The 18231-nt window shown below is 44.0% G+C and carries 13 protein-coding genes; 12 read left to right on the forward strand and 1 reads right to left on the reverse strand.

The features are described 5' to 3' along the window. Positions 1 to 102: 102 nt before the first annotated feature. From recJ to aspS, 8 genes are all read left to right on the forward strand, one after another. Positions 103 to 1815 (forward strand): single-stranded-DNA-specific exonuclease RecJ, encoded by a 1713-nt coding sequence (gene recJ, locus AB5642_RS08020; RefSeq protein ID WP_173718302.1) that lies wholly within the window; start codon positions 103 to 105, stop codon positions 1813 to 1815. Between the two features lie 204 nt (positions 1816 to 2019). After that, the gene (locus tag AB5642_RS08025; protein ID WP_118579390.1) at positions 2020 to 2544 is read left to right on the forward strand and encodes an adenine phosphoribosyltransferase; all 525 of its coding nucleotides are present in this window, start codon (positions 2020 to 2022) and stop codon (positions 2542 to 2544) included. A 141-nt stretch (positions 2545 to 2685) separates the two neighbouring features. Next, on the forward strand, positions 2686 to 4965 hold the full coding sequence (locus AB5642_RS08030; protein WP_334285875.1) for a bifunctional (p)ppGpp synthetase/guanosine-3',5'-bis(diphosphate) 3'-pyrophosphohydrolase: 2280 nt from the start codon (positions 2686 to 2688) through the stop codon (positions 4963 to 4965). A gap of 133 nt (positions 4966 to 5098) precedes the next feature. Then, the gene (locus tag AB5642_RS08035) at positions 5099 to 5728 is read left to right on the forward strand and encodes an MBL fold metallo-hydrolase (protein ID WP_148461921.1); all 630 of its coding nucleotides are present in this window, start codon (positions 5099 to 5101) and stop codon (positions 5726 to 5728) included. Further along, a complete protein-coding gene (gene hemZ, locus AB5642_RS08040) occupies positions 5721 to 7229 on the forward strand; it encodes a coproporphyrinogen dehydrogenase HemZ (RefSeq protein WP_330590208.1) in 1509 nt (502 codons plus the stop codon). The genes AB5642_RS08035 and hemZ overlap by 8 nt, the downstream gene beginning before the upstream one ends. Before the next feature lie 16 nt (positions 7230 to 7245). After that, positions 7246 to 7821, forward strand: coding sequence for an HD-GYP domain-containing protein (locus AB5642_RS08045; RefSeq protein WP_173715889.1), 576 nt, complete (start codon positions 7246 to 7248; stop codon positions 7819 to 7821). Positions 7822 to 7830: 9 nt separating this feature from the next. After that, entirely contained in the window at positions 7831 to 9081 is a 1251-nt protein-coding gene (gene hisS, locus AB5642_RS08050) for a histidine--tRNA ligase (RefSeq protein ID WP_118579399.1), read from the forward strand. Positions 9082 to 9216: 135 nt separating this feature from the next. Then, positions 9217 to 11022, forward strand: a complete 1806-nt coding sequence (gene aspS, locus AB5642_RS08055) for an aspartate--tRNA ligase (protein WP_148461918.1) — start codon at positions 9217 to 9219, stop codon at positions 11020 to 11022. Positions 11023 to 11220: 198 nt separating this feature from the next. Here the strand turns inward: aspS and AB5642_RS08060 are convergent, their stop codons facing one another. Continuing rightward, complete coding sequence (locus AB5642_RS08060; RefSeq protein WP_173718305.1) at positions 11221 to 12351, reverse strand: hypothetical protein; 1131 nt, start codon at positions 12349 to 12351, stop codon at positions 11221 to 11223. Positions 12352 to 12631: 280 nt separating this feature from the next. On the opposite strand from AB5642_RS08060, the gene AB5642_RS08065 reads away from it, so the two are divergent. The 4 genes from AB5642_RS08065 to AB5642_RS08080 are packed head-to-tail and all read left to right on the forward strand — an operon-like array spanning position 12632 to position 18198. Then, a complete protein-coding gene (locus tag AB5642_RS08065; RefSeq protein WP_173718306.1) occupies positions 12632 to 14146 on the forward strand; it encodes an efflux RND transporter periplasmic adaptor subunit in 1515 nt (504 codons plus the stop codon). Beyond that, positions 14143 to 14814, forward strand: a complete 672-nt coding sequence (locus tag AB5642_RS08070) for an ABC transporter ATP-binding protein (RefSeq protein ID WP_148461915.1) — start codon at positions 14143 to 14145, stop codon at positions 14812 to 14814. Before AB5642_RS08065 ends, AB5642_RS08070 begins: the two co-directional genes overlap by 4 nt. Before the next feature lie 4 nt (positions 14815 to 14818). Further along, on the forward strand, positions 14819 to 16915 hold the full coding sequence (locus tag AB5642_RS08075; protein WP_173718307.1) for an efflux RND transporter periplasmic adaptor subunit: 2097 nt from the start codon (positions 14819 to 14821) through the stop codon (positions 16913 to 16915). Positions 16916 to 16926: 11 nt separating this feature from the next. Then, a complete protein-coding gene (locus AB5642_RS08080) occupies positions 16927 to 18198 on the forward strand; it encodes an ABC transporter permease (protein ID WP_173718308.1) in 1272 nt (423 codons plus the stop codon). The last annotated feature ends 33 nt before the right edge of the window (positions 18199 to 18231 follow it).

An 18231-nucleotide genomic window follows, 5' to 3' on the forward strand; every position in this document is an offset into this window, starting at 1 on the left:
GGAACGTTGCGACGCGCGGCGGTGAATATACATTGTGAAATCGCGTCCGGGATAACGACCAACCAATTAAATAGCAATACAATTTACAACAGGAGACAAAGCATGGAAAAATGGGTATTAGCGGCGAAGAGAGCTGATTTTCAGAAGATTGGCCGGAAGTATGGAATAGATCCGGTGATCGCCAGGATTATCCGGAACAGGGATATTACAGAAGATGCAGAAATTAATCAGTATCTGAACGGAACCCTGGATGACATTCCATCCTGGAAAAGTCTGAAGGATATTGACAAAGCTGTGGAAATTATTTCGCAAAAAATAGATCTGGGAACCAGAATGAGAATTATAGGAGATTATGATATTGATGGTGTAACTGCAACTTATATTCTGTTAAAAGGATTTAAACGCCTGGGGGCGAATGTAGATACTTATATTCCGGACCGCATTGCAGATGGATATGGAATTCATAATCATCTTATAGAGAAAGCAAAAGAGGATGGAGTAGATACGATCGTGACCTGTGACAATGGAATTTCGGCTGCAGATCAGATTGCATTTGCAAAAAAAATGGGCATGACAGTGGTAGTGACGGATCACCACGAGGTCCCTTTTGAAGATACAGAAGAAGGGCGAAAATACAAGCTTCCTCTGGCAGATGCAATTATCAATCCAAAACAGTCTGACTGTACGTATCCAAATAAAAATATCTGTGGCGCAGTGGTTGCAATGAAACTGGTTTTTGCATTGTATGAAAAATATGGAATCCCGGAGAGTGAGAAAGAAGATTATCTGGAACCTGCGGCTATCGCTACAGTTGGAGATATTATGGACCTTCAGGGAGAAAACCGTATTCTTGTAAAAGAGGGACTTTTACGTCTGCCTCATACAAAAAATAAGGGACTGAAAGCTTTGATAAGAGCAATTGGTCTGGAAAATCAGAAAATCAGTTCCTACGATATTGGTTTTCGCCTTGGTCCGTGCATTAATGCCAGCGGAAGACTGGATACAGCCATGCGCTCCCTGTCCCTATTACAGTGTGAAGATGAAGAAGAGGCTGCAAAGCTTGCAAACGATCTGAAAGCATTGAATGACAGCCGTAAGGCACTGACGGAACAGGGTACAGAAGCTGCCTACAAGCTGATAGAGGGCAGCAATCTGAAAAATGACAGAGTAATGGTTGTATTTTTGCCGGATTGTCATGAGAGTCTTGCAGGAATCATAGCAGGAAGAATCCGTGAAAAATATCACAAGCCTGCTTTTGTTCTTACAAGAGGGGAAAAATCGGTGAAAGGCAGCGGCAGATCTACAGAAAATTATTCCATGTATGAGGAGCTTGTAAAATGTGACAGTCTGTTGCTCCAGTATGGTGGCCATCCTATGGCAGCAGGTCTTTCTATAGAAGAAGCAAATGTGGAAGCGTTTCGCCGTCAGCTCAATGAAAACTGCACCTTGACAGAGGAAGATATGATCCCAAAAATCGTGATCGATGTACCAATGCCCATTTCTTACATAAACGAGAATCTGATCCGTCAGCTCTCTGTTCTGGAACCCTTTGGAAAAGGAAATGCGAAGCCTGTTTTTGCCCAGAAAAATCTCCGCGTTTTAAAAACCGGAATATATGGAAAGACTCAGAATACAGTGAAATTGCAGCTGATGGACGAATCCGGCACGGTGATGGATGGGGTTTACTGGGGCGAGGCAAAGGAGTTTGCAGAGTTTGCAAGGTCTCATGGAACTATTTCTGTAACCTATTATCCGAAGATCAACTCCTATATGGGAAGAGACTCTTTGCAAATTGTCATACAAAATTATTGCTAAAAAGGGGATAATCATGTAAAACCACGAAAAATGCAGTATTTCCAGTGAGCCTGTCGGTTTTGCGTTGATTCCCGATTTAAAAAGTGTTATACTAAAAAATATTTATGATGCTAGAGCATGTGTGAAAAAGGCTTTCTTTTTTTAAACACGCTCTGGGGTGGCTGAGGCTTTCCCCACAACATCCATTAATCTGAGGAGGCTATTATGAAAAAAATAGAAGAATATATAAGAAGTATACCTGATTTTCCAGAACCAGGCATTATTTTCAGAGATGTTACCAGTATCCTTCAGGACGCAGACGGACTGAAGCTTGCAATTGATTCCATGCAGGATTGTCTGAAGGATGTGGATGTGGATGTAATAGTGGGAACAGAATCCCGTGGATTCATTTTTGGAATGCCAATTGCTTATAATCTTCATAAGTCTTTTGTACCAGTACGTAAGAAAGGAAAACTCCCATGTGAGACCGTTTCTGCAAGCTATGATCTGGAATATGGCAAAGCTGAGATTGAGATTCACAAGGATGCCATTAAGCCAGGACAGAAGGTAGTTATCATTGATGATCTGATCGCAACAGGCGGTACAGTTGAAGCTGCAGCGAAACTGGTAGAGCAGCTTGGTGGAGTGGTAGTGAAGATCGTATTTCTGATGGAACTTGCGGGTCTTGAGGGGCGTAAGAAACTGGAGAAATATGACGTTGCTTCTGTAATCCGTTATGAAGGTAAATAAAGGATGTGTCTGTTTCGCCAGATTCCCCCGGGGAAACAGGTGGGCGGATGCTGACGCAGATAGTATTTAAACAGGCAGGTGTGAAATATGGCTGATATTGTTAACGAGCAGGGCAAGGAGCCTGAAGTATCAAAAGAGGATATGGAGAAGCTGGAGTCTGTGAAGAAAGCAGATGCAGCTGTAAAATCCATGCACGACTTTACAAGCCCTGAAGTATTATATAATGAGCTGATTGCCAGCATAAAGAAATATCATCCTTCTACGGACATAACCATGATCCAGAAGGCATACGAGACTGCAAGGGAAGCCCACAAGGATCAGAAGAGAAAGTCCGGGGAACCCTACATTATTCATCCTTTATGTGTTGCCATTATTCTGGCGGATCTGGAACTGGACAAGGAGACCATTGTAGCAGGCCTTCTTCACGATGCTGTTGAAGATACCTGGATGACCTGTGATGAGATCACCAGAGAATTTGGTCCTGAGGTTGCGCTTCTGGTAGATGGGGTAACTAAGATCGGTCAGCTGTCCTATTCCAAGGATAAAGTAGAGCTACAGGCAGAGAGCCTTCGCAAGATGTTCCTTGCCATGGCAAAGGATATCCGTGTTATTCTGATCAAGCTTGCAGACCGTCTTCATAATATGCGTACTCTTCAGTACATGACTCCTGAGAAACAGAAGGAGAAGGCAAGAGAGACGATGGACATCTATGCGCCTATCGCACAGCGTCTTGGTATTTCCAAGATCAAAGTAGAGCTGGATGACCTTTCCCTGAAATATCTGAAACCAGATGTTTATTATGATCTGGTTGAGAAAGTAGCACTTCGTAAAAGCGTCCGTGAGGAATTCGTAGGGAATATTGTCAAGACTGTGCATCAGCATATGGTAGAAGCCGGAATTAAGGCACAGGTTGACGGCCGTGTAAAACACTTTTTCAGTATCTATAAAAAGATGGTAAATCAGAATAAGACGATTGATCAGATTTACGATTTGTTTGCAGTGCGTATCCTGGTAGATACAGTGAAGGACTGTTATGCGGCACTTGGTGTGATCCATGAGATGTATAAGCCAATTCCAGGACGTTTCAAGGACTATATTGCAATGCCCAAACCAAATATGTACCAGTCTTTGCATACCACGCTGATCGGACCGAATGGACAGCCTTTTGAAATTCAGATTAGAACCTTTGAGATGCATAAGACTGCCGAGTACGGTATTGCTGCACATTGGAAGTATAAAGAGGCTTCTGACGGTAAGGCTTCCTCAGGCAATCGTGAGGAGGAGAAGCTGAACTGGCTGCGCCAGATCCTGGAATGGCAGAGAGACATGTCCGATAATAAAGAGTTCATGAGTCTTCTGAAAAATGATCTGGATCTGTTTGCAGACAGTGTATACTGCTTTACTCCACAGGGAGATGTGAAAACCCTTCCTAACGGCTCCACCCCCATTGATTTTGCATACAGCGTGCACAGTGCTGTAGGAAACAAAATGGTAGGTGCCAGGGTAAATGGCAAACTGGTGCCCATTGAGTACCGGATCCAGAATGGTGACCGTATTGAAATCATTACTTCCCAGAATTCCCAGGGACCAAGCCGTGACTGGCTGAAGGTGGTCAAGAGTACACAGGCCAGAAATAAGATCAATCAGTGGTTCAAGAAAGAACTGAAGGAAGATAATATTCTGAAGGGCAAGGAAATGCTTGCCCAGTATGCCAAGAGTAAGGGCTTTAAATTCGCTAATTACACCAAGACTCAGTATCTGGACGCAGTCCTTCGTAAATATGGTTTCCGTGACTGGGATTCTGTACTTGCCGCCATCGGACATGGCGGACTGAAAGAGGGACAGGTATTTAATAAGCTTGTAGAAGCTTATGATAAAGAGAATAAAAAGAATCTCACAGATGAAGAAGTTCTGGAGGCAGCAGCCGCAGAGAATCAGGATAAGAAGCATCATATCAAGAGCAAGAGCGGCATTGTAGTACGGGGCATTCATGACGTTGCAGTACGCTTCTCCAAATGCTGTAATCCGATTCCCGGTGATGAGATTGTTGGATATGTTACAAGAGGCCGTGGTGTTACCATTCATCGAACTGACTGTGTAAATGTGATGAATATGTCTGAAATGGACAGAAGACGTCTTCTGGAAGCAGAGTGGCAGGATCCGGAGATCAAGCCGGATGAGCATTACATGGCTGAGATCAATGTATATGCTAATAATCGTACCGGTCTTCTGGTTGATATTTCCAAGATCTTTACAGAGCGTAAGATTGACATCCGAAATATTAACTGCCGAACAAACAAGCAGGAGAAGGCCACTATTTCTGTAAGCTTTAACGTCAGCTGTAAGGATGAACTGAATTCCCTTATCGAGAAGATACGTCAGCTGGAAAGTGTTTTGGATGTAGAAAGAACTACAGGCTGAGAAACAATGGAAATGTGAACTGGCTGGAGATATACAGTACGTTGAGCATTGGATGGTATGTTACCGGTCAGGACACGGACAATAACGGAATAATAACATAAATGGCATATCAGCTGCCATGAAAGGATAATCTATGGGAAAACTTGAATTACAGCAGATGGTTCTTGGCCCTGTATATACCAATTGCTACTTTTTAAAAAATAAAGAAACCGGTGAAGCGCTGATCGTTGATCCGGCAGATTCACCGAAGAGAATTTTTCAGAAGGTGGAAGATATGGGTGCAAAGCCGGTAGGAATCCTTCTGACTCATGGACATTTTGACCACATTATGGCAGTACAGGCTGTGAAAGCTGAGTATCAGATTCCGGTTTATGCCTGCCGCCAGGAAGAAGAAATGCTTCGGGAGCCTTCTGTGAATATGACTGACCGGATGCATAAACCATGTTCTGTGCGTCCTGATGTTTTTCTGGAGGACCTGCAAGTATTTGAAGCTGCTGGATTTTCTATTCAGATGCTCCACACTCCAGGACACACGAAAGGAAGCTGTTGCTACTATCTGAAAGACGAAAGGGTTCTGTTCAGCGGGGATACATTATTCTGCGGTTCTGTTGGAAGAACGGATTTTCCAGGCGGCAGTTCCCGTGAAATCCGGGAGAGCCTTCATAAGCTGTTAAATGCCCTTCCAGATGAAACAAATGTTTATCCGGGGCATGATACATCTACAACTATCGGTTACGAAAAGAGGTATAATCCATTTGTGTAAAATAGGAATCCTGCTGCTTGACAGGGATTTCGAGCATGATATATATGAATTAATAAAAGCATTTTATCCGGAAGGAGATATCCACAGCCTCTACGAAAAAGACGAAGAGGAGTACGATATCTTCTTTACTGTGAAAAAAGAAAATGACAATTTTGTTATAAAATATGAGACGAAGGATCAAAAAGGTGTTGCCAGCGCAGAGGTGATCCGGGGGGCAGACGGGGATTCCAGTCAGGAAACTCATGAGAAACTCATGGATGCCCATGAGTTTCGTAAAGCCAACAAGGACAGTCTGAAATATGCACTGTACAATGTTCTGGTGAAGCTTACCGGCAGAACCCTTCCATGGGGGAATCTTACGGGAATTCGTCCGGCCAAGCTTGCCATGGGGATGATCGAGAGTGGTATGAAAAATACCGAGATTGCACAGGAAATGCGGGAGCGTTACCTGGTAAGCGCAAAGAAAACTGCTCTTGCCATCACCATAGCAAACAGGGAGCGGGCACTTCTTCAGGATATTGATTATGAGCATGGTTACAGCTTATATGTAGGTATTCCCTTTTGTCCAAGTATCTGTTTGTATTGTTCCTTCAGCTCCTACCCTTTGAAGCTCTGGGCAAAAAGAGTAGATGAATATCTGGATGCTTTATGTCTGGAAATTCGCGAAACGGCCAGGATGATGAAGAACTACAAGCTGGATACGATTTATATCGGCGGAGGCACACCTACCACGTTAGAGCCCTATCAGCTGAAAAGGCTTCTTGATCAGCTGGGAGAGTCCTTTGGCTTTGATGGACTTGTAGAATTTACCATTGAAGCTGGCAGACCAGATAGTATTACAAGGGAGAAGCTTGAGACGATCAAAGAATTTCCTGTGACCAGAATTTCTGTTAATCCCCAGACCATGAATCAGGATACTCTGGAAATCATTGGAAGACGTCATACTGTGGCACAGACCATAGAAGCTTTCCATCTTGCCAGAAAACTGAATTATAACAATATTAACATGGATCTCATTGTAGGACTGCCTGGAGAAGATATTTCTAAGGTGAAATACACATTGGAGAAAGTAAAAGAGCTTTCCCCGGATAGTCTTACCGTACATTCTCTGGCTGTGAAGCGTGCAGCACGCCTGAATATGTTCAAGGACAAATATCAGGAGATGACATTTGAAAATAACCAGGAGATCATGGATCTGACACAGCAGACTGCATATTCCATGGAAATGGGACCTTACTATCTGTACCGTCAGAAAAATATGAAGGGAAATTTTGAAAATGTAGGCTATGCAAAGGTTGACAAAGCCGGGATTTACAATATACTGATTATGGAAGAAAAACAACCGATCATTGCTCTTGGAGCAGGCGGTTCTTCCAAACTGGTCTTTGACCATGGCAAACGTATTGAGCGGGTGGAGAATGTGAAAGATGTCACAAGCTATATTGCCCGTATTGATGAGATGATTGAAAGAAAGCGAACAGGAATTGGAACCTGGTTGTAGGAGGGAGGGAAAATTCTTGGAAAAGCTTTCCAGTGAACAGTCAGAAACATCCGACAGAGTTCTGGAATTTGATTTATCAGCAGAGTTAAGGCATGGAATCGCAGTGAGTAATCTGGCGTACGCGTTAAGTCAGGAGCTGGGTCTTCCTCATGAGCAGTGTTACGATCTTGCAATTGCAGGAATGCTTCACGACATAGGAAAGCTGAAATTGAGAAGCTATATCAACGGGCAGGAAAGTAATCCCATGGTAATCGAGGAATTGAAATATGTCCGCATGCATTCCACACTTGGCTATGAGGAACTGAAAGACCAGGGCTATTCGGATTTTGTTCTTGAGAGTATTCTTTATCATCATGAAAATTACGATGGAAGCGGTTATCCGTCCAATCTGGCAGGGAAGGAGATTCCCATCGGTGCCCGGATCCTTCGTGTGTGCGATGTATTCTGTGCATTGAGTCAGGATCGGTCTTACCGCAAGGCTTTTGATAAGCATACTGTGATGGAATTGATGATAGATGAAATAAAAAACTTTGATCTGGAAGTATTTCTTGCATTTCAAAGAGTAGTACACGCCAGCCAGGCTGGTAAATAAGGAGGACACATGGCATTAAAGAAGAAGCCGGTTACCGGCATGAAAGATATTTTACCAAAGGAGATGGAAGTCCGTAACTATGTTACAGGACTGATCCGTGAGACATATGGTTCCTTTGGATTTACTTCAATTGAGACTCCAGGAGTGGAGCACATTGAGAACCTGTGCAGCAAACAGGGCGGTGATAATGAGAAGCTGATTTTCAAAATCTTAAAAAGAGGTGAGAAGCTGAAGCTTGACCAGGCAAAAGAAGAAGCTGATCTTGTGGATTCAGGTCTTCGCTATGATCTGACAGTACCTCTTTCCAGATATTATTCAAATAACTCTAATGAACTGCCTGGACCATTTAAGGCACTTCAGATGGGATATGTATGGAGAGCTGATCGTCCGCAGAGAGGACGTTTCCGTCAGTTTATGCAGTGTGACATTGACATTTTAGGTGAGCCTACTTATATGGCAGAAATCGAGCTGGTACTTGCGACTACTACACTTCTTGGTAAGCTTGACTTCCATAATTTCACTATCCGTATCAATGACCGTCGTATTCTGAAGGCTATGGCTGAGTATAGCGGATTTCCGAAGGAAAGCTTTGATACTGTATTTATCATTCTTGACAAGATGGATAAGATTGGTCTTGAGGGCGTAGCGAAAGAACTGGAAGAGGAAGGCTTTGCAAAAGAAAGCATTGATACTTATCTTGCGATGTTTAAAGAAATCAGCTCAGATATCCAGGGCGTAAGATATTGCAAGGAGAAGCTGGCAGATGTTCTTGACGAACAGATTGCAGCAGATCTCGAGACGATCATTTCCACTGTGGAAGCTGTGAAGACTGCTGACTTTAAGATGGCATTTGATCCTACACTGGTTCGTGGCATGTCTTATTACACCGGTCCGATCTTCGAAATTTCCATGGATGAGTTTGGCGGCAGTGTTGGCGGCGGCGGACGTTATGATGAGATGATTGGTAAATTTACAGGAAACAATACAAGTGCATGCGGATTCTCTATTGGATTTGAGCGTATTGTTATGCTCCTTCTTGAAAGAGGATATCAGATTCCTACAGCAAAGACTAAGAAGGCATATCTTATTGAGAAAAATATGCCGTCAGACAAGCTGATTGAGATTTTTCGTCAGGCAGAAGAAGAGAGAAAGACCGGAGTTCAGGTCAATATCTCTATTATGAAGAAGAATAAGAAATTCCAGAAAGACCAGATGACAGCTGAAGGCTATACGGAATTTGTGGAATTCTTTAAACGCTGATAAAGAGATTTAACGTGTTGTTTTTGAAAAACAGCCGTCAATGATATTTTATGGATCATTCAAAGCAATACAGCTGAATGGTTCATAATCAGAGAAAGCTGGGGGAAACCCCATAGAATAAGGAGGCGCCTTAAAATGGCTGAGAGTATGCAGGGACTGCACAGAACCTGTCGATGTGCAGAAGTGACCACACAGATGGTAGGCAGCGAAGTAACACTTATGGGATGGGTTCAGAAAGCAAGAGATAAAGGAGGAATCATTTTCGTAGATTTACGTGACCGCAGTGGTATTATGCAGCTGATCTTTGAAAATGGTTCCATTGATGAAGAAGGCTTTGCAAAAGCCGGCAAGCTGAGAAGCGAGTTTGTGATCGCAGTTACCGGAACCGTTGAGAAACGTGGTGGTGCAGTAAATGAGAATCTTGCAACAGGTGAGATCGAAGTGAGAGCAAAATCTCTCCGCGTTCTTTCTGAGGCAGAAGTTCCGCCATTCCCGGTTGAGGAGAACAGCAAAACAAAAGAGGATGTACGTCTGAAATACCGTTACCTTGACTTAAGACGTCCGGATCTCCAGAGAAACCTGATCCTGAAGAGCCGTGTAATGCAGCTGACAAGATCCTTTTTCACAAACGAGGGATTCCTGGAGATTGAGACTCCTATGCTTGGAAAGAGTACTCCTGAAGGCGCAAGAGATTATCTGGTACCATCCCGTGTACATCCTGGCTGCTTCTATGGTCTGCCGCAGTCACCGCAGCTGTACAAACAGCTTCTGATGTGTTCCGGATATGACAGATACATCCAGATTGCAAGATGCTTCCGTGATGAGGATCTTCGTGCTGACCGTCAGCCGGAGTTCACACAGATCGATATGGAGCTTTCTTTCGTAGATGTTGATGATGTAATCGATGTAAATGAGAGATATCTTTCCTACCTGTTCAAAGAGGTTCTTGGTATCGATGTGAAGCTTCCAATCGAGAGAATCACATGGCAGGAAGCAATGGATCGTTTCGGTTCTGATAAACCGGATATGAGATTTGGCATGGAGCTTCATGATGTAAGCGATATTGTGAAGAACTGTGGATTCTCTGTATTTACAGGTGCTCTTGAAGCTGGTGGAAGCGTTCGTGGTATCAACGCAGAAGGCCAGGGCAGCATGCCTCGTAAGAAAATTGACAAGTTAGTAGAGTTTGCCAAGGGATATGGTGCAAAAGGTCTTGCATATATTGCAATCGCAGAAGATGGCACCAGAAAGTCTTCCTTTGCCAAGTTTATGACAGATGAGGAGATGGATGCTCTTGTAGCTGCTATGGACGGTAAAGCAGGTGACCTGCTTCTGTTTGCAGCGGATAAGAAGAAACTGGTTTATGATGTTCTTGGCGCACTTCGTCTGGAGCTTGCAAAACAGATGGATCTTCTTGACAAGAACGAATACCGCTTCGTATGGGTAACGGAGTTCCCGCTTCTTGAGTGGAGCGAGGAAGAAAACCGTTTCACAGCTATGCACCATCCATTTACAATGCCGATGGATGAGGATATCCCGCTTCTCGACACAGATCCGGGCGCTGTTCGTGCGAAGGCTTACGATATTGTACTGAATGGTAACGAGATCGGCGGCGGCAGTGTTCGTATCCATCAGGATGACATTCAGGAGAGAATGTTTAAAGAGCTTGGATTTACCCCGGAAGCTGCCCATGAGCAGTTCGGATTCCTTCTGGATGCATTCAAATACGGAGTTCCGCCTCACGCCGGACTGGCTTATGGTCTTGACCGTCTGGTTATGCTCATTGCCAAGGTTGACAGCATTCGTGACGTAATTGCATTCCCGAAGGTAAAAGATGCATCCTGTCTGATGACTCAGGCACCGCAGCGCGTAAGCGAAGCACAGCTGGACGAGCTGGGACTTGAAGTTGAGAAAGAAGCTGCTCCAGAGACTGAGGAATAAGAAAAGAAATACAACAAGAGATAACCTAGCTTATAATTTGGAATAAGCTGACTGAAAAATCCTGCCTGCAAAAATGGGTGGGGTTTTTCTTTTGGAAGAATGTTGTCAGGGTCTGTCTGGTATGGACTTTGGATCTGCTGTCAGCACAAATAAAAAACGCCCCTGCACAAATTTGCAAAGGCGTAAATTTTAACTATATCATCCGTTGGTTTCCTGTTCGTCTTCTACCGGGCTGGAACTTAAAGTTCCAAATAATGCCTGTCCAAACACCGTTCCTGCGTCTTCCAGTTTCCAGGAAGCGCCATCGTTGATCAGTGTGAAAGTTGTTTCCACTGTTTTAGTAGCTGTATTTTCTTCAATATATTCAAGAAGCAGACTGTAGGACTTTTCATATCGTTTTTGGGCACCGTCGATAACAGCATCCACAGAGGCAAGATAGGTATCCAGCTCCTTCTGATAATTTTCCAGAATAGCATCGCTGTCAAAGGTGGTAATATTGGCTGTAACTGTGGCTGTATAGCCGGAAACAGTGGTTTCCCCAATAGAATAATCAAAGGTGGAGTGAACCTGTTTTACCAGTGCTTCTGCAAGGCTGATCTTTGCAGGGTCTTCTGTGCTGATAATGGAATCTGCATTTAAATAATTGCCCAGTTCCTCTGTGGACATATTTTTCAGGGTATTCAGATAAACTAAGAGTGTGTCTTCCGGTGATAAAATATCCGGGTCTGTGAGATCGTTCATAAGACCGCCGACAAGGTCATTTTCCAGTGTATTGGTGCGCCGGATCTCCCAACTGGTTTCGCCGTCTTTATCTGAGGCGTCTAAGGAGATGGTGCAGTTACGCTCCACAGTCTGGTAGTCATTACTCTTAAGCAGTTCATCCAGAAGCGTGTAGCGCTCTTCAAGGGAAATGGTCTGCTCCGTGGTTTCTTCAGAGGAAGCGGACTGGGAAATTTCATGCTTCAGCTGCGCCTTGGAAAAATCTTCAGCAAGCGCATGGGCATCCAGAGTGACCAGCCTGAGATTCGCCTGTGCGGATTGTTTGTCCTTGTCTACGTTAACATCCAGAATTTTATAGTCAAAATCCTGGAAAAAGAGAGAAAAGACTTCTTCAATATCAGAAGAAATAGCGATATCTTCGGGTTCACCGGGGAAAAGCTCCTGGTAGGAGATGTATTTCTGTGTGGTAACGGAATCCAGATTCTTTAGCTGATCCAGTTCCTGCTTTACTGCGTCCTCGATTTTTTTCTCCTCTTTGCTGGTACAGCCGCACAGTGAAAAAGTGCAGAGAAGCAAAAGAAGAGGAAGCAGAAATCTGACTGACTTCATACAGAGTTCTTTCCTTTCAAATTATTACGTAAAATGTTTATAAAACTTTTTTATTATACCATTTTTTTTCATAAAAGTCAAAAATGCCTAAAATTTAGACGATATTTCTAAAAAAGAGTGAATAAATTGTGAAAATTGCATTATTAGCTTAGAATACTTTTCTTTTGGGGATGAATCTGTTATTATAAACAGGGTAAATGCAGATGACAGATGTGGAGATATATCTGTTATAATTGCAAAAGATATTGAAAACCATTGAGTTATCGTATAGGAGGTAACCATGAAGAAAAAAGGTTTTGTCATCGGAGGGTTGATCATTCTTGCTGGAGCAGCTGGTGCCGGTGGCTGGTATTACTATAAAGAGAATTATGGGGATTCTGCAGCGGCTTCTGGTGAAGTTGCATATGTGACTAAGATCAGCACTCTTCTTGGAGAAGATTCCGGAGTGCTGAACCGGTTCGCAGGCGTAGTAGAACCTCAGGAGACGGTAAAGGTAAATATTGAGAACAATCGAACTGTTACCGAAGTGAAGGTGAAGGTTGGAGATGAGGTAAAGAAGGGACAGCTGCTTTTTGAATACGACCTGAGCAGTATCCAGGATAGTCTGAAGGAAGCCCAGCTGGCTCTTGATCGTCTGAAGAATGAAGCACTCAGCCTCAATACGCAGATATCCACTCTTGAGAAAGAGAAGAAGAAAGCCAATAAGAACAACCAGCTTTCTTACACCATTGAGATTGAGACCAATAAGATGAACCTGAAGAAGAACGAATATGACCAGGTGAGCAAGCAGGCAGAGATTGATAAGCTACAGGCTGCTACCACCAATACAGAAGTACGAAGCGAAATCGACGGAGTCATCCAGAAAATTGATACCAGTAAGCTGGGAAGCGATGATGGAGATACTCTGGATGACAGCATGGGAGCTGATTCCGGAAGTGATTCTTCTGATAATTCTTTTATTACCATTCTCAGTACAGGTGCTTACCGTATTAAGGGGCAGGTAAATGAGCAGAACCGGAAAACGGTTGTTCCAGGCTCCGCAGTTATTGTACGATCCAGAGTTGATGAGAATCAGATCTGGCATGGAACTATGGGGGCTGTGGACGAGCAGAATTCTACGAACAGCAGTAGCAGTAATTCCTATTTTGGAATGTCCAACAGTGATGATACTACAAATTCCAGTACCTATCCTTTCTATGTAACTCTGGATTCATCAGAGGGACTTATGTTAGGACAGCATGTATACATAGAAATGGATGAGGGACAGGAAGAGCAGAAGAAAGGTATCTGGCTGGGAGATTATTATATTGTGGATGCAGATACAGAAAACCCATATGTGTGGGCTGTAGATTCCAAGGGAAGGCTGGAGAAGCGCTCCGTTGTTCTTGGGCAGCATGATGATGATCTTTCAGAATATGAGATCGCAGATGGCCTTACAGAAGATGACAGTATTGCGTTCCCATCAGACAGCCTGGCAGAGGGAATGCGGACAAAGGATGTATCTGAGATGACAGATGAGGATCTGGAGGCTGTTGATATGGAAAGTAATCTGGATGGCAGTGAGTACTCAGACGGGGATACCATGGAGCCTATGGATGGAGACTATTCCAGTGCGGACTTTGAGACAGGTGTTTCTGATGAAAGCATGGATGCCGCCATTGATGGTGATTATACAGACTCTTCAGAAGACTTCTCAGATGAAGATTTTACAGAGGATGATTCAGAAGATTTTACTGATGAGAGCATTGATGAGCCTGGACAGTATGGTTCTGATGATACGGAGGCCGCAGGATGATACTTGAACTGAAGGGGATTTATAAAGATTACCAGCAGGGAAAAATGATTGTCCCCGTATTGAAGGACGTAAACTTTTCCATGGAAGAGGGCGAATATGTAGCCATCATGGGACCCTCCGGTTCTGGTAAATCTACATTGATGAATATAATCGGCTGTCTGGATCAGGCAACCAAGGGGACTTTTTTTCTGGATGGGCAGGACATCAGCAAATGCTCTGAGAATGAGATGTCAGATATCCGTCTGAACAAGATTGGATTTGTATTTCAGAGTTTTCATCTTCTTCCGAGGCAGTCTGCTATTTCCAATGTGGAAATGCCGCTGAACTATGCTCATGTGCCGAAGAAGGAGCGACGCGAGCGCGCTTTTGCAGCACTTGACCGGGTGGGGCTTGCAGACCGTGTGGATTTCAGACCCAATCAGCTCTCAGGGGGACAGATGCAGCGAGTTGCCATAGCCCGTGCCATTGTAAATAATCCAAGACTTCTTCTGGCTGATGAGCCTACCGGTGCACTGGACAGTAAGTCTGGCAGACAGGTTATGGAGCTTTTCCAGAAGCTGAATGATGAAGGTGTTTCTGTTCTTATGATCACTCATGATCCGGATATTGCAGCACATGCCAAGCGGGTAGTTATGATCCGTGACGGTGAGCTTCAGGAAAAGAGGTGATCCTATGGGAAAAGCGAAGAAAATTATAATAGGTGTGGTAGTCACAGCCCTTGTAGGAACCGGTATTGGCGGCGGACTAATGTATGTACGGAAGGGAAGCCAGAAGGAAGTGCTGGTGGCAAGCGTCAGTGATCTGGCAGGTGAAAGATATGATTCTGATGCTACATTGAGTGGAACTATATATGCCAATGCAACACAGAGGATTTCCGTAGAGAAAGACATGATCATCAAGGAAGTTTATGTGAGCAAAGGGGATGAGGTAAAGCCGGGAGACAAGCTGATATCCTTTGATATGACGCTTGTGGAAATGGAACTGAATATTGCCAAGCTGAAGCTTCAGAAGCAGCAGCAGGATCTTGCTGCTGCAAAGAAAAGACTTGCCAGCCTGCAAAATGGCGGACCGATTCTTGATTCCGATTCTTCCTCCGCAGACAATCTGATTGATTCAGGAAAGGATTCTACAGAAGATGACAGCTCAGATTCTATGGGAGATGATGAACTGTCTTCCGCAGTAACTGCTTCTGATCATTATCTGGCAGCTGTTTTGCAGCCAATGCTTCTGGCTGCTGTGACAGATGGATTTGCAGACGCTCAGGCAGTTGGAAATGAAGAAATTACTTCTGCAGATACCCAGGAAGTGGGAAGCGAAGATATTGGTTCTGCAGATGAAATGACAAGCGGTGACACAGGAGATCTTTCTGCTGATACAGAAGCTGATTCCGGAGATGATTCTGAAGACGATTCAGAGTATAGCACCGGCGATCCGGGTACTGCTTCCGGATTTTATGATGAACCTTCCAGTGATGGGTTTAGCAGTGATATTTCAGACACGAATCAGGGAGGATTTTCAGATGGAAGCAATTCTGGTTCCTCACAGAATAATGCTACCATTGGAAATGACGGATTTGTAGATGGAGAGGAACCTTTTTACCTGACTTTGGATTATGATACAGAACCTTACCAAGGAACAGGAACCGAAGAAGATCCTTATCTGTATCTTTGTTCCAGTGCAAAAGGCAAGGTAAATGTAACCGGGGCTTTTCTGAACAAGATGGCTGGCTATAATGCTGACGGAACCATTCTTCTTCATCCGGGCGGATACTGGTATCTGCTGGAATTCCATCAGAAGGATACCATTGCTGATTATACCAACAGAAAAGGATCCTGTACCGGATACTATCTGGTCGATGGAAATATGCTCAGCAATCCGGTTGACCGTTTTGCGGAAATGGATTTTACCCTTGACGGGGCTATGCAGTATGATAATGGAGATGACGAGCCGGATATTCCTGGTGATGGAGGCAGTGGTGGCGGAAGCTCTTCCCTGTCCCGTTCAGAGGCCATTAAGATCCAGAAGAACCGGATTGCCAGTCTGGAACTGGATGTGCAGGAGAGTGAGATCAGTATCAGTAAGCTTCAGAAGAAAGCTGACAGACAGATGATCACCAGTAAGCTGGATGGTATTGTAACCACTGTGGGAGATGCAGCTACAGGTACCAATTCAGAATCTGATTCCTTTATGATCGTTAAGAGCAAAGACGGCTATTACGTACAGGGAACTGTAGGGGAACTTATGCTTGACCAGGTGAAGGAAGGCACAATTTTGAACTGCAATTCTTATGGTGAGAATGGATATATGAATTTTGAGGCTGAGGTGATCCAGGTTTCCGATTATGCAGTTGATGGAGACAGCTCCTATTATTACTATGGAGACAGCAATCCAAATGTTTCTTCTTATAATTTTACTGCCAAGATCACAGATGACACCGTGCAGGTAAGTGTTGGAGACTGGGTGGATATCCAGCTGGAACAGCAGGCGCAGAGTACTGACGGCATTGTTCTTTCCAAGGCTTTTGTCCGAACGGAAGACGGCGTAAGCTATGTGTATAAGGATGACAATGGTGTGCTGAAGAAACAGATCGTTAAGGTAAAAGAGAATGTAAACGGTGGTGCTTATGTATTGGTAAGCGGCGGTTTGTCCATGGATGACAAGATTGCATTCCCTTATTCGAAATCCATCAAAGAAGGTATGAAGACAAAGGAAGGATCGCTGGATACGTTTATGGGATATGATTCCACATCATATGGCGGTCTTGGTTAAGGAGGGATTTCATGTTTGAAAATATACGTCTGGCATTCCAGGGAATCTGGTCACACAAGATGAGATCTTTCCTCACAATGCTGGGTATTATTATCGGTATTGCATCTATTATTGCTATTGTTTCCACGATTAAGGGAACGAGTGAGCAGATTAAGGATAACCTGATCGGTTCTGGAAATAACACGGTAAATGTAACTTTGTCACAGGGAGACAGTGCTTACAGTGTGGATTATTATGATGGCAGTTCTTCCGGCTCTACACCGATCCTAAGTCAGAGCCTGAAGGATGAAGTATTAAAAACAGATCATGTGGAGAATGCAACATTTTTCTACAGCAGAACAGATTACAACAGCAGTGTTTACTATGAGAACAGCAGTTTTTCCGGCGGCAAGGTCTATGGTATTGATACCAATTATCTGAATACCTGCGGTTATCAGGTTCGTTCCGGAAGGGGATTTGTACAGGCTGACTATGATAATTTCCGCAAGGTGGCACTGGTGGACAGCTATGCTGCTGATACCATGTTTCCGGGAGCGAATCCGGTGGGAAAAATCATTGAGATCGGTTCTGAACCCTATACAGTTGTAGGAGTTGTACGCCAGTCGGCTGACAGCCTGCCCAACATGGATACACCGAGTGATTTCGACAGCTATTATGAAAATGTAATTGGAACCGTAATGATTCCAAATAAATGCTGGCCGATTTCTTACAAATTTGATGAGCCTGAGAATGCGATCGTCAAAGTAGACAGCACGGACAACATGAGTGAAACAGGTTCAGCTGTGGCGAAAATCCTGAATAAATCTATCAGCAGCACTGGCAGTGGAAGCAGCGGCTTCAAGTATAAAGCAGATGATGTTATGCAGCGGGTAAAGGATCTTCAGGATTTAAGTGAGAGCACCAACTCCCAGCTGATCTGGATCGCAAGTATTTCTCTTCTGGTTGGAGGTATTGGTGTTATGAATATCATGCTGGTATCTGTAACCGAGCGTACCAAGGAGATTGGTCTGAAGAAGGCAATTGGTGCCAGAAAGAAGGTGATTCTGGGACAGTTCCTGACGGAGGCAGCAGTACTTACCAGTGTTGGAGGTATTATCGGAGTTGTTCTTGGAATCGGACTTTCAAAAGTAGTATCCAAGGTGGCAGGCTCACCTACAGCCATCAGCGTTCCGGCGATTATAGGCTCTGTAGTATTCTCTATGCTGATCGGTATCATCTTTGGTCTGCTTCCTTCTGTTAAGGCGGCCAACCTGAATCCGATTGATGCACTTAGAAGTGAGTAATGGTTAATATTTTGCAATAAATGTTAATATTGT

It is taken from the genome of Ruminococcus sp. 1001136sp1_2201st1_G3_2201SCRN_220225 (assembly GCF_040924365.1).
Taxonomy (GTDB): Bacteria; Bacillota; Clostridia; order Lachnospirales; family Lachnospiraceae; genus Blautia_A; species Blautia_A faecis.